General features: G+C 60.6%; 11 protein-coding genes. 2 read left to right on the forward strand and 9 right to left on the reverse strand.

Annotation, left to right across the window (positions count from 1 at the left end; all coding sequences use genetic code 11):
- Positions 1–99 precede the first annotated feature (99 nt).
- The 4 genes from pstA to ELQ88_RS02245 form a co-directional block, all read right to left on the reverse strand.
- Positions 100–1,716, reverse strand: a complete 1,617-nt coding sequence (pstA, locus tag ELQ88_RS02230) for a phosphate ABC transporter permease PstA (RefSeq protein WP_178084733.1) — start codon at positions 1,714–1,716, stop codon at positions 100–102.
- Between the two features lie 69 nt (positions 1,717–1,785).
- Positions 1,786–4,068, reverse strand: coding sequence for an ABC transporter permease subunit (locus ELQ88_RS02235; RefSeq protein WP_138963415.1), 2,283 nt, complete (start codon positions 4,066–4,068; stop codon positions 1,786–1,788).
- A gap of 222 nt (positions 4,069–4,290) precedes the next feature.
- Complete coding sequence (locus tag ELQ88_RS02240) at positions 4,291–5,289, reverse strand: phosphate ABC transporter substrate-binding protein PstS family protein (RefSeq protein ID WP_138963417.1); 999 nt, start codon at positions 5,287–5,289, stop codon at positions 4,291–4,293.
- Positions 5,290–5,553: 264 nt separating this feature from the next.
- Positions 5,554–6,855 (reverse strand): MFS transporter, encoded by a 1,302-nt coding sequence (locus ELQ88_RS02245; RefSeq protein WP_128874522.1) that lies wholly within the window; start codon positions 6,853–6,855, stop codon positions 5,554–5,556.
- Positions 6,856–7,219: 364 nt separating this feature from the next.
- On the opposite strand from ELQ88_RS02245, the gene ELQ88_RS02250 reads away from it, so the two are divergent.
- Together ELQ88_RS02250 and ELQ88_RS02255 are read left to right on the forward strand one after the other, a co-directional pair.
- Positions 7,220–7,624 carry an acyl-CoA thioesterase gene (locus tag ELQ88_RS02250; RefSeq protein ID WP_128874523.1) on the forward strand — a complete coding sequence of 135 codons (405 nt, stop codon included), beginning with the start codon at positions 7,220–7,222 and terminating at the stop codon, positions 7,622–7,624.
- An 87-nt stretch (positions 7,625–7,711) separates the two neighbouring features.
- Entirely contained in the window at positions 7,712–8,611 is a 900-nt protein-coding gene (locus tag ELQ88_RS02255) for a D-hexose-6-phosphate mutarotase (RefSeq protein WP_128874524.1), read from the forward strand.
- Positions 8,612–8,747: 136 nt separating this feature from the next.
- Here ELQ88_RS02255 and ELQ88_RS02260 read toward each other — a convergent pair whose 3' ends face one another.
- From ELQ88_RS02260 to ELQ88_RS02280, 5 genes are all read right to left on the reverse strand, one after another.
- A complete protein-coding gene (locus ELQ88_RS02260) occupies positions 8,748–9,284 on the reverse strand; it encodes a DUF3299 domain-containing protein (RefSeq protein ID WP_128874525.1) in 537 nt (178 codons plus the stop codon).
- 87 nt (positions 9,285–9,371) lie between these two features.
- A complete protein-coding gene (locus ELQ88_RS02265; RefSeq protein WP_128874526.1) occupies positions 9,372–9,617 on the reverse strand; it encodes a GlsB/YeaQ/YmgE family stress response membrane protein in 246 nt (81 codons plus the stop codon).
- 147 nt (positions 9,618–9,764) lie between these two features.
- Entirely contained in the window at positions 9,765–10,847 is a 1,083-nt protein-coding gene (locus tag ELQ88_RS02270) for a 5-(carboxyamino)imidazole ribonucleotide synthase (protein ID WP_128874527.1), read from the reverse strand.
- An 11-nt stretch (positions 10,848–10,858) separates the two neighbouring features.
- Positions 10,859–11,350, reverse strand: coding sequence for a 5-(carboxyamino)imidazole ribonucleotide mutase (gene purE / locus ELQ88_RS02275; RefSeq protein ID WP_017341565.1), 492 nt, complete (start codon positions 11,348–11,350; stop codon positions 10,859–10,861).
- A gap of 243 nt (positions 11,351–11,593) precedes the next feature.
- On the reverse strand, positions 11,594–12,502 hold the full coding sequence (locus ELQ88_RS02280; protein ID WP_128874528.1) for a LysR substrate-binding domain-containing protein: 909 nt from the start codon (positions 12,500–12,502) through the stop codon (positions 11,594–11,596).
- Positions 12,503–12,643: the final 141 nt, after the last annotated feature.

Raw genomic sequence — 12,643 nt, forward strand, 5'->3', positions numbered from 1 at the left:
GGAGCTGGCTTACCAGCGAAGGCGATTTCAGATTCAACGATGATGTTGACTGATCCGCCGCATTCGCTGGCTTGCCAGCTCCTACAGGGTCCGCGGTGATTAGCTATCCAGCGCTTTGTATTTTTCGCGCAGGTGGTTACGGATGTAGACGGCCGACAGGTTCAATGTCGCGATCACCAGCACCAGCAACAGCGCTGTGGCGTACACCAGCGGCCGTGCGGCTTCGACGTTCGGGCTCTGGAAGCCGACGTCATAAATATGGAAGCCCAGGTGCATGATCTTCTGGTCCAGGTGCAAGTACGGGTAGTTGCCGTCCAGCGGCAGCGACGGTGCCAGTTTCACCACGCCCACCAGCATCAGCGGCGCCACTTCACCGGCGGCGCGCGCCACGGCGAGGATCATCCCGGTCATCATCGCCGGGCTGGCCATCGGCAGCACGATCTTCCACAAGGTTTCCGCCTTGGTCGCGCCGAGGGCCAACGAGCCTTCACGCACGGTGCGGGGAATCCGCGCCAGGCCTTCTTCGGTGGCCACGATCACCACGGGCACCGCCAGCAGCGCCAGGGTCAGGGACGCCCAGAGCAGACCCGGCGTACCGAAGGTCGGCGCCGGCAATGCTTCAGGGAAGAACAACCGGTCGACCGAGCCGCCCAGCACATAGACGAAGAAGCCCAGGCCGAACACGCCGTAAACGATGGCCGGAACACCCGCCAGGTTGTTCACCGCGATGCGGATAATCCGGGTCAAGGCGTTCTGCTTGGCATACTCACGCAAGTAAACCGCCGCCAGTACACCGAACGGCGTCACGATCATCGCCATGATCAAGGTCATCATCACAGTGCCGAAAATCGCCGGGAAGATCCCGCCTTCGGTGTTCGCTTCACGCGGGTCGTCGCTGAGGAATTCCCAGACCTTGCTGAAGTAGAAGCCAATCTTGGTGAAGGTGCCCATGGCGTTCGGCTGGTAGGCATGCACCACCTTGCCGATATCGATGACGATTTCTTTGCCGTTGGCATCGCGGGCCGTCAGGCTGTCGCGGTTGAACTGGGCGTGCAGGTCGGCAAGACGCGCTTCGATGTCCTGATAACGCGCGTTCAGCTCGGCGCGCTCGGACTCCATGTCCGCTTGCGCGGTGGCGTCGAGTTTACCGGCCAGTTCCAGTTTGCGACCATGCAGGCGGATGCGTTCGAGGCCGGCGTTGATCGCGCCGATATCGGACTTCTCCAGGGTCTTGAGTTGTGCCGCGAGCTCATTGACGCGAGCGACACGGGCCTGCAACTCCGGCCATGCGGCTTCGCCTTCGGCGATGACCTTGCCGTCCTGTTTGACGTTGACCAGGTAGCCGTAGAAGTTGCCCCACTCACGACGCTCGACGGCCATCAGCTCCGGCGGCGTTTTCTGATTCGTCAGCCACTCGCCGACGATCCAGGTGAAGTCGTTGCCGTTCAGGTCACGGTTGCCGACCTTGATCAGCTCGCGGGTCATGAACTCCGGGCCCTGATCGGGCACCGGCAGGCCAGCGCTTTTCAGGCGCTCGCGGGGCACTTGTTCCTTTTGCACCACTTCGCCGACGACCAGGTGATTGGCCTGGCCCGGCACGTCGTAGCTGGCGTGGATCAGGTCCGCCGGCCAAAAGTGACCCAAGCCGCGCACGGCAATCACCGCGAGCAGGCCAATGGTCATGATGACCGCGATGGACACCGCGCCACCGCTCATCCAGACGCCAGGGGCGCCGCTCTTGAACCATCCATTCAGGGAGTTCTGTTTCACAGACTTCTACCTTTCTTAAAGCGACGAGTATTTCTTGCGCAGGCGCTGACGAATCAGTTCTGCGAGGGTGTTCATGACGAAGGTGAACAACAGCAGCACCAGCGCCGAGAGGAACAGCACGCGGTAGTGGCTGCCGCCGACTTCCGACTCCGGCATTTCCACCGCGACGTTGGCGGCCAGGGTGCGCAGGCCTTCGAACAGGTTCATTTCCATGACCGGGGTGTTACCGGTGGCCATCAGCACGATCATGGTTTCACCGACCGCACGGCCCATGCCGATCATCAGTGCCGAGAAGATGCCCGGGCTGGCGGTGAGGAGCACCACGCGAGTCATGGTCTGCCATGGCGTGGCTCCGAGGGCCAGGGAACCCAGGGTCAGGCCACGCGGCACGCTGAACACCGCGTCTTCGGCGATGGAGTAGATGTTCGGAATAACGGCGAAGCCCATGGCCAGACCGACCACCAGTGCGTTGCGCTGGTCGTAGGTGATCCCTAAGTCGTGGGAGATCCACATGCGCATGTCGCCGCCGAAGAACCAGGTTTCCATGTACGGGCTCATGTACAGCGACAACCAGCCCACAAACAGGATCACCGGAATCAGAATCGCGCTTTCCCAACCGTCCGGCACTTTCAGGCGAATGGCCTCAGGCAGGCGGCTGAAGACAAAACCGGCGACCAGGATGCCGATCGGCAACAGCATCAGCAGGCTGAAGATGCCCGGCAGATGCCCTTCTACATAAGGCGCGAGGAACAGGCCGGCGAAGAAACCGAGGATCACCGTCGGCATCGCTTCCATCAGCTCGATCACCGGCTTGACCTTGCGGCGCATGCCCGGGGCCATGAAGTAGGCGGTGTAGATCGCCGCGGCAACCGCCAGTGGCGCGGCCAGCAACATGGCGTAGAACGCGGCCTTCAACGTACCGAAGGTCAGGGGCGCCAGGCTCAATTTGGGTTCGAAATCGGTGTTTGCGGCGGTCGATTGCCAGACGTATTTAGGCTCGTCGTAGTTCTCGTACCAGACCTTGCTCCACAGCGCGCTCCAGGACACTTCCGGGTGCGGGTTGTCGAGCAGCAGCGGTTGAATCTTGCCGCCCGCTTCCACGATCACGCGGTTGGCCCGTGGCGACAGACCGAAGATCCCTTGGCCTTCGACCACCTGGTCCACCAGCAAGGTGCGGTGGGCGGTGCTGTGGAACACGCCGAGCTTGCCGGAGGCGTCGAGGGCGATGAAGCCTTTGCGACGTTCTTCGGCGGTGATTTCAACGATCGGCGTGCTGCCCATCTGGAAGCTGCGGATCTGCTTCAGACGCGATTCGCCATCAGGGTCGCGCGCCATGAACCACTGGGCCAGGCCGCCTTTGGAATCGCCGAGGATCAGCGAGATACCGCCCACCAACTGGGTGCTGGCAGTAATCTCGGCCTCGCCGTTTTCGAGCAACTTGTAGCGACCGTTGAGGCTCTTGTCGCGCAGGCTGAACACATCGGCTTGCGCACGACCGTTGATCACGTACAGCCACTGCTGACGCGGGTCGACGAAGATGTTTTTTACCGGCTCGGTCATCTGCGGCAGATCGATGCGCTTCTGCTCGCTGGTGATTTCACCGGTCATCATGTTTTCTTCGCTGGTCAGCGACAAGACATTGAGTTGCGAACCGGTGGAACCGACCAGCATCAGGGTCGTATCGGTGGCGTTGAGGCTGACGTGCTCCAGCGCACCGCCTGCCTCGTTCAACGTAATCGGGGTTTCGCCATACGGGTACTCGATGGCCGGCGAGATGGTCTTCTTGCCGTCCGGGTAAGTGACTTTATAGGTATGACGGAACACCAGGGCCTGGCCGTTGGAAAAGCCCACGGCTACCAGCGGATGACCTGGCTGGTCTTCACCGATCGAGGTGACGCTGGCACCCGCCGGAACCGGCAGGTCGACGCGCCTGAGTTCGGCGCCATTGTCGATGTCGAAGAACAGTGCCTGCCCCTTGTCGGAAACCCGCAAGGCGACCTGGTTCTGCTCTTCCAGGGAGATCATCAATGGCTTGCCGGCGTCTTGCATCCAGGCAGGGGTGATGGCGTCTTTGGCGGTCAGGTCGGCGCCCTGGAACAGGGGCAGAACGACGTAGCCGAGGAAGAAGAAGATCAGTGTGATCGCGCCCAGGACAGCGAGGCCGCCAATAAGGACGTACCAGCGGGTCAGGCGATCTTTGAGCGCACGAATACGGCGCTTGCGTTGCAGCTCAGGCGTATTGAAGTCAATTCGCTTGGGGGGATTTGTAGTCATGGGGGAATTGGCCAGATCATTCATTCGCACACCCTAGCGATCCTGTATGACAGAAAGATGACAGTGCAGTGACGCAACAAATCCGCCGCCTGTGGAAACCGGCAGCGGAGTGAATATTCGGGGATGTAGGAGCCGGCTTGCTGGCGAAGGCGGCGGATCATTCAACATCAATGTTGAATGTGCTGACCCCTTCGCCGGCAAGCCGGCTCCTACACAGGTCCGGGGTTATCCCCCGGACCTAGGGTTTTACTTTTTTGCTACGTTGCTACCTTCCTGCAAACCCAGGTCAGCCAGTGCTTTTGCAGCAACCTTGGCTGGCAGCGGGATGTAGCCGTCTTTCACTACAACTTCCTGGCCCTGCTTGGACAGGATCAGCTTCACGAACTCGGCTTCCAGCGGGGCCAGAGGCTTGTTCGGCGCTTTGTTGACGTAGACGTAGAGGAAGCGCGACAGCGGGTACTTGCCGTTCAGGGCGTTCTCTTCAGTGTCTTCAATGAACTCTGCGCTGCCTTTCTTGGCCAGGGCCACTGTCTTCACGCTGGCGGTCTTGTAGCCGATGCCCGAGTAGCCCACTCCGTTCAGCGAGGAGCTGATCGACTGCACAACCGAAGCCGAACCTGGTTGTTCGTTGACGTTTGGCTTGTAGTCACCTTTGCACAGGGCCTCTTCCTTGAAGTAGCCATAGGTGCCCGATACCGAGTTACGACCGAACAGCTGAACCGGCTTGTTCGCCAGGTCGCCGGTCACACCCAGGTCACCCCAGGTTTTCACATCGGCTTTGGCGCCGCACAGACGAGTGGACGAGAAGATCGCGTCGACTTGTTCCATGGTCATGTGCTGGATCGGGTTGTCCTTGTGCACGAACACCGCCAAGGCGTCCACGGCCACCGGAATCGCGGTTGGCTTGTAGCCGTATTTGGTTTCGAAGGCCTGCAGCTCGTTGTCCTTCATCTTGCGGCTCATCGGGCCCAGGTTAGCGGTGCCTTCAGTCAGCGCAGGCGGCGCGGTAGACGAACCGGCGGCCTGAATCTGGATGTTGACGTTCGGGTATTCTTTTTTGTAGTTCTCAGCCCACAGGGTCATGAGGTTGGCCAGGGTATCGGAGCCGACGCTGGACAGGTTGCCCGACACACCAGTGGTCTTGGTGTAGCTCGGGATCGCAGGGTCAACAGCGGCAACCGCGTTGGCAGTCGCAACGCCAGCAGCGACAAAAGTCATTGCCGCCATCAAACGCTTCAGTTTCATGCCTTACTCCTAGCAGATAGGGTGTGTTAAGTCGGGGCCAAGTATCAGCAGGCCGTGTGAACACTCTATGGCTGAAATATGACAATTGGATGAAAGGCCAGCATTCGGTGTTCTATAAGTACACCGAGTTATCGTTCTTCGTCGGAACGCCGCCCGGAGCAAGCCCGCTCACACACTCGACCGCAATCCTCTGGGAGAACTCGGTTAAATGTGGGAGCGGGCTTGCTCGCGAAGGGGCCAGTGCAGTCGATACATCAAGCCGGCTTAGCGGCCCTTTCTCCAGAGATACCCACCCACCACAATCCCCACACCGCACAGCACCGCCACGTAATACGCCGGCCCCATCGGGCTTTCCTTGAGCAGCAGGCTGACGATCATCGGGGTCAGGCCGCCAAAGATGGCGTAGGCGACGTTGTAGGAAAACGACAGGCCACTGAAACGCACCACGGGCGGGAAGGCCTTGACCATTACATAGGGCACGGCGCCGATGGTGCCGACCAGCAGGCCGGTCAGGGAGTACAGGGGGAACAGCCAGTCGGGGTGCGCGGCCAGGCTGTGGTAGAAGGTCCAGGAGGTGAGCAATAGCGCCGTGCAGCCGAACACGAAGACCCGGCCTGCGCCGAACCGATCCGACAATGCGCCGGCAATGATGCAGCCGAAGCTCAGAAACACGATCGCCAGGCTATTGGCTTGCAGCGACGTGGTCGGCGAGAAGTGGTAGACGGTCTGCAGCACGGTCGGCGTCATCAGGATCAATACCACGATCGCAGCGGACAGCAGCCAGGTCAGCAGCATGGAAATCAGGATCGCACCGCGATGGTCACGCAACACCGCACGCAACGGCACTTCTTCCGCCAGCGCCTTGCGCAGCTGCAACTCGGCGAACACGGGGGTCTCGTGCAGCCAGCGGCGCAGATAAACCGAGAACAGGCCGAACACACCGCCCAGCAGGAACGGAATCCGCCAGGCATAATCCGCGACTTCCACCGGGGTGTAGAAGCTGTTGATCGCCGTGGCGACCAATGAGCCCAGCAGAATACCCGCCGTCAGACCGCTGGTCAGGGTGCCGCAAGCGTAACCGATGTGCCGCTGGGGCACGTGTTCGGACACGAATACCCAGGCGCCCGGCACTTCACCGCCAATCGCCGCGCCCTGGATCACCCGCATCAGCAGCAACAGGATCGGCGCCCACATGCCGATCTGCGCGTAAGTCGGCAGCAAACCCATGATCAGGGTCGGCACCGCCATCATGAAAATACTCAACGTGAACATCTTCTTGCGACCCAGCAGGTCACCGAAGTGCGCCATGACGATGCCACCCAGCGGTCGTGCCAGGTAACCGGCGGCAAAAATGCCGAATGTCTGCATCAGGCGCAGCCATTCCGGCATGTCGGCCGGGAAGAACAGCTTGCCCACCACCGTGGCGAAGAACACGAAAATGATGAAGTCGTAGAACTCCAGCGCACCACCCAGGGCAGACAGCGATAACGTCTTGTAGTCGCTGCGGGTCAACGGACGTGCGGATTGGGAGGGTTGCGCGATGTTCGAAGGCGCTGTGGTGGTCATGGCAAGGGCTTCTCTTTAGTCGGATCTGCAACCCCCACAACGCTGGCGGAGGCTTGGGCAGGTCCGGCACGATAGCAAATTGGTCGAAAAAGCACATGGATGTGCGTATTTGACGGTCAAAATGAGAACCAGACGGTCGTCTCGGAGTCTACCGATCGATATACTTGCAATCTTGCGACAACCTGCAAGGGTTGCTGTGCGAAAACGCCTGCCGGGGTTGATAGGCGATTTCGCAGAGTTTCCCTTTAGGCGCCTTACGAAAAACGTGACGAACGTAGTATGTTCGGGGCTGAATCGTTTTTCCTTGAGACGGCTATTCACCTTGAAGTACCAATGAGAGTTACGGGTCAGAGGCACCCCCGGCATGTTAGAGCTCGAACAAGAAGATCCAATCCCGCAAGGCGACCTGGCCCTGCAAATCACCGCACTCCCGCGCGAAACCAACGGCTTTGGCGATATTTTCGGCGGCTGGCTGGTGGCGCAGATGGATTTGGCCGGCACCGCAATGGCCAGCAAGGTCGCGGGCGGGCGCGTAGCCACCGTGGCGATCGATCGCATGGCGTTTCTGGTACCGGTTGCGGTGGGCGCTCAGCTCTCCTTCTATACCCAGGCGCTGGAAATCGGCCGCAGCTCGATCCAGATGATGGTCGAGGTCTGGAGCGACGATCCGTTGTCCAGCGAATGGCGTAAAGTGACTGAAGCGGTATTCGTATTCGTCGCCATCGATGGCAGCGGCCGCACGCGCTCGGTTCCGCCCAGAGCTCGTTAAACAAGGCCCAGGTAAAACAGGAACCGTTAAACGCGGGGACCGTTTTGCGGTCCATAGCAGATATTGTTCCTGATCGAGAGCCGTTCCATGACAACGCCCAACGTTGAAGCCGTGAAACTGGATGAACTGAACTGCTGGCGCATCCGCCACGGGCAGGCCGAATTGCTGGTGGCCCAGCAAGGTGCGCACATCCTCAGTTACCAATTGGCCGGCGAGCCGCCGCTGATCTGGCTCAACGACGAGGCTGCGTTCAAGACCGGCAAGAGCATCCGCGCGGGCGTGCCGGTGTGCTGGCCGTGGTTCGGTAATTTTTCGCGCAACCCGCAAAGTGTCCAGGCGATGCGCTTCAGTAGCGAACCGCCGACTGCCCACGGTCTGGTGCGGGCGATGGACTGGGAACTGGGGGGCATCGAAGCGCAAGGCGAGAGCCTGAACGTGGAATTTCTCCTGCCCTGCCCCGAAGGCGGTTTTCCAGGTTGGCCGCATCAGGTGGATTTGAAGCTGAGCATTCGTCTGGATGAGCAACTGCACATCAGCTTGACCAGCCATAACCAGGGCTTCGGCCACGTCACCATCAGCCAGGCGCTGCACAGCTATTTCGCGGTCAGCGATGTGCGCAATGTGCATGTCGAAGGCCTGGATGGCTTGAGCTACATCGAGACGCTGGACGACTGGAAAACTGTGCGTCAGGCCGGTGATTTGCGGTTTGCTGGCGAGACCGATCGCATCTATCTCGATACTCCGGCGAAGCTGAGCATTGTCGACCCGGCCTGGGAACGACGCATCGAGCTGACCAGCAGCGGTTCGCGCTCCTCGGTGATCTGGAACCCGTGGATCGATCGTGCCGCAGCGTTCAGCGACATGGCCGACGACGGCTGGCAGCGCATGCTGTGCATTGAGACGGCGAATGTGATGGATGATGTGGTGACGTTGGCACCGGGCGCCAGTCATACCCTTGGCGTGAGTATCGCCAGCAAATCCCTGTAACACCGCAACACCAAAATGTGGGAGCGGGCTTGCTCGCGAAGAAGCCATAACATTCAACATCATCGTTGACTGTTACACCGCTTTCGCGAGCAAGCCCGCTCCCACAGTTTTGGTTTGTGCCTGGCCAGAATGGCCGTTACAAGTCTGATTCCTCTACTACCCGCACCTTCGCCGCATCCAGCGCATACGCCGCATCAGCCAGGTCGTTGTTGACCTTCTCGATCTTCAGCGTACCCGTCACCCACAGAGGCGTGTAGATATCATCCAGCTTCAAGCCTTTCGGATAACGCACCAGCACCAACTGGTTGGGCGGCGGTGGCGGTACGTGGATGCAGGCGCCCGGATAGGGCACCAGGAAGAACAGCGTGCTGCGCCCCTTGGCGTCGGACTCCAGTGGCACCGGATAGCCGCCGAGGCGGATATTCTTGTCATTCATCGACGGCACGGTTTTGGTCGAGTACATCACCGCCGGCAAGCCTTTACTCTGCTTCATGCCACCCTTTTCGGTGAAGGTGCCATTGGCTTCGGGGGAGTCGTGGTCGATTTCAGGCATGGCCTCGAGGGCCTTCTGGTCCGACTTGGGCATCAGGTCGAGCCAGTCGGTTTCCGGCAATTCGCCGGCATGGGCAAGGCCCGCACCCAGTAATAGGAAAGTCAGCAGAAGACGGCGCATGAAAGTGCTCGGCAAAGGAGTGGACGGTGCAACGCCGAGCATTCTAGCCCTCCCCCGCGTTTGGCAGAGAGGGCTTTGTCGCTTCCATCAGTTCTTTTTGATCATGCCGTAAATCACCAGCAATATCACGGCACCCACCAGCGCGCCCAGGAAGCCTGCGCCTTCGCCGGCCTGGTAGAAGCCCAGAGCCTGGCCGCCGTAAGTGGCCGCCAGCGAACCGCCGATACCGATCAGGATGGTCATGATCCAGCCCATGCTGTCATCGCCCGGTTTCAGAAACCGCGCCAGCAGGCCGACAATCAAGCCGATAAAGATGGTTCCGATAATTCCCATGTCATTTCCCTCTGATTGAATTGGCTGTGTCCTGTCTCACCAAGAGTATTGGTGGGACAGGATACCTAGCGAAAGCCTAGTCAGACTTTGGCATCCTGCCATGAGAGAACGGCGGCCCCTGGATGGTTCCGCCGGCGCCACATGAAACTATTCGGCGATGAGTGCTTCGACCTTGAGGATCTGCGCAGCCAGGGTCTCGCGGTCGGCGCAACGCAGGTTGGCGTGACCGACCTTGCGGCCGACCTTGTACGCCTTGCCATAGTGATGCAGATGGCAATCGGCGATGGCCAGGACTTTCTCGGTGTCCGGCACTTTGCCGATGAAGTTGAGCATCGCGCTCTCGCCGACCTTGGCTGTCGAACCCAGCGGCAGACCGGCAACGGCCCGCAGGTGGTTTTCGAACTGGCTGCACTCGGCGCCTTCGGTGGTCCAGTGCCCGGAGTTGTGCACCCGCGGGGCGATTTCGTTGGCCTTGAGGCCACCATCGACCTCGAAGAACTCGAACGCCATCACGCCGACGTAATTCAGCTGCTTGAGCACCCGGCTGGAGTAGTCTTCAGCCAGCGCTTGCAACGGGTGATCGGTGCTGGCCACGGACAGCTTGAGAATCCCGCTGTCGTGGGTGTTGTGCACCAGCGGATAGAACCGGGTTTCGCCATCGCGGGCACGCACGGCGATCAACGAGACTTCACCGGTGAACGGCACGAAGCCTTCCAGCAGGCAAGCCACACTGCCCAATTCCGCGAAAGTGCCGACCACATCGTCAGGTTTGCGCAAGACTTTCTGACCCTTGCCGTCATAACCCAGGGTGCGGGTTTTCAGCACGGCCGGCAGGCCGATGGCAGCCACGGCGGCGTCCAGGTCGGCTTGCGATTGAATGTCGGCGAACGCCGGGGTTGGAATGCCCAGGTCCTTGAACATGCTCTTCTCGAACCAGCGATCGCGAGCGATGCGCAGGGCTTCGGCGCTCGGGTAGACCGGGACGAATTGCGACAGGAAGGCTACGGTTTCGGCCGGGACGCTTTCAAATTCGAAGGTCACCAGATCGACTTCATCGGCCAGCTGACGCAGGTGGTCCTGGTCGCCGTAATCGGCGCGCAGGTGTTCGCCCAATGCAGCAGCGCAGGCATCCGGCGCCGGGTCCAGGAAAGCGAAGTTCATGCCCAGCGGAGTACCCGCCAGCGCCAACATGCGGCCCAACTGGCCGCCACCGATTACACCGATCTTCATCGTCAACAACCTCAGGCGATGCGTGGGTCTGGATTTTCCAGGACGCTGTCTGTCTGCTCAGCACGGAAAGTTTTCAGCACCGCGTGAAACTGCGGGTGCTTGGCGCCCAGGATGCTCGCCGAGAGCAGGGCGGCGTTGATTGCGCCGGCCTTGCCGATGGCCAGGGTCGCGACCGGAATGCCCGCTGGCATCTGCACGATAGACAGCAGCGAGTCGACGCCCGACAGCATTGAAGACTGCACCGGCACGCCCAGTACCGGCAGGTGGGTCTTGGCCGCACACATGCCTGGCAAGTGGGCCGCGCCACCGGCACCGGCGATAATCACCTCGATGCCCCGCGCCTCGGCCTCTTCGGCGTACTGGAACAGCAGGTCCGGGGTGCGGTGGGCAGAGACCACTTTCACCTCGTAGGGGATGCCGAGCTTTTCCAGCATATCGGCGGTGTGGCTAAGGGTGGACCAATCGGACTTGGAGCCCATGATCACGCCAACCAGTGCGCTCATCGTCGTGCCTCTTCTCTCTGGGCGCCCGCAGGCGCGTCAAAAAACAACAAGCCACGCGGGAGATCCGGCGTGGCTTGAGTGTACGAATTAAGGCCGGGCGAACCGGCCGAAGGCCGCGCAGTATACCGTAATGAGGCAGATAAACAGCCCCCGAATCGACCATCTGTCATAGCGCACAAAGTCCCGGTTTATTGACTTGAAGGTCAATCCATTACACCGCTCCCACAGGGTTAGTCGATATGCTCAAGTACCCTGCGCTGCGCCGCCTTCCAGCTTGCGCCACAACAACCGCACATTCGCCTTGCGCACCAGCGCACATCGATACAGGCGAATCTCCAGCGGCACATGCCATTGCGGGCCGCCGCAGACCACCAGCTCACCGCGCGCCAGTTCGGCGCGTACGCTGAGCTGCGGCACCCAGGCGATGCCCAGCCCCTCCAGCGCCATGCTTTTCAAGCTATCGGCCATGGCCGTCTCATAGATGGTGGTGAAACGCAGCGCGCGCTGACGCAGCAGCAAATTCACCGAACGCCCAAGAAATGCACCGGCGCTGTAGGCGAGCAGCGGCACACTGCCGTCGCCTTCCAGATCAAACAGCGGTTGGCCCTCGGCGTCAGCCGCACAAACCGGCAACATTTCGGTATTACCCAGATGCAGCGACGGGAAAATTTCCGGATCCATCTGCATGGCAGCGTCCGGGTCATAGAACGCCAGCATCAAGTCACAGCCTCCTTCACGCAGGGCGTGCACCGCGTCACCCACGTTGGTCGCCACCAGCCGCGTGGCAATGTTCAAGCCCTCGTTGCGCAGCTGCGCAATCCACCGCGGGAAAAATCCCAGCGCCAGCGAGTGGGCGGCAGCGACTTGCATCACCTCGCCCTGCCCACCTTCCAGGTGATGGAGATGGCGCAGCACTTCGCCGAGCTGTTCGACCACGGTCCGCGCGGTCACCAGAAATAATTGCCCCGCCGCTGTCAGTTCGACCGGCGTGCGCGAGCGGTTGACCAACGTCAGACCCAGCGCGGCTTCCAGGCTGCGGATTCGCCGGCTGAAAGCCGGCTGGGTCACGAAACGCCGTTCGGCAGCCTGGGAGAAGCTGCGGGTGGCGGCCAGGGCACTGAAGTCCTCAAGCCATTTACTTTCCAGATTCATCACGTCCTCCCGGACACGCACCAAAATAGATCACACGCTCGCCGCAGACACGGCGTCACACCGACATTATGCCGAATATGCATAGGCCAGTGTTTAACAGCATTGGCCCAAAATGCTGCACAAGCCTAGCATTTGCAGTGT

Source organism: Pseudomonas sp. MPC6 (genome assembly GCF_006094435.1).
GTDB lineage: Bacteria > Pseudomonadota > Gammaproteobacteria > Pseudomonadales > Pseudomonadaceae > Aquipseudomonas.

Coding starts and splice junctions, on each gene's coding strand:
- ELQ88_RS02250 (WP_128874523.1), top strand. CDS start 7,220: ATGTTAGAGCTCGAACAAGAAGATCCAATCCCGCAAGGCGACCTGGCC.
- ELQ88_RS02235 (WP_138963415.1), bottom strand. CDS start 4,068: ATGAATGATCTGGCCAATTCCCCCATGACTACAAATCCCCCCAAGCGA.
- pstA (WP_178084733.1), bottom strand. CDS start 1,716: ATGAGCGGTGGCGCGGTGTCCATCGCGGTCATCATGACCATTGGCCTG.
- ELQ88_RS02240 (WP_138963417.1), bottom strand. CDS start 5,289: ATGAAACTGAAGCGTTTGATGGCGGCAATGACTTTTGTCGCTGCTGGC.
- purE (WP_017341565.1), bottom strand. CDS start 11,350: ATGAGCGCACTGGTTGGCGTGATCATGGGCTCCAAGTCCGATTGGTCC.
- ELQ88_RS02280 (WP_128874528.1), bottom strand. CDS start 12,502: ATGAATCTGGAAAGTAAATGGCTTGAGGACTTCAGTGCCCTGGCCGCC.
- ELQ88_RS02245 (WP_128874522.1), bottom strand. CDS start 6,855: ATGACCACCACAGCGCCTTCGAACATCGCGCAACCCTCCCAATCCGCA.
- ELQ88_RS02260 (WP_128874525.1), bottom strand. CDS start 9,284: ATGCGCCGTCTTCTGCTGACTTTCCTATTACTGGGTGCGGGCCTTGCC.
- ELQ88_RS02270 (WP_128874527.1), bottom strand. CDS start 10,847: ATGAAGATCGGTGTAATCGGTGGCGGCCAGTTGGGCCGCATGTTGGCG.
- ELQ88_RS02265 (WP_128874526.1), bottom strand. CDS start 9,617: ATGGGAATTATCGGAACCATCTTTATCGGCTTGATTGTCGGCCTGCTG.
- ELQ88_RS02255 (WP_128874524.1), top strand. CDS start 7,712: ATGACAACGCCCAACGTTGAAGCCGTGAAACTGGATGAACTGAACTGC.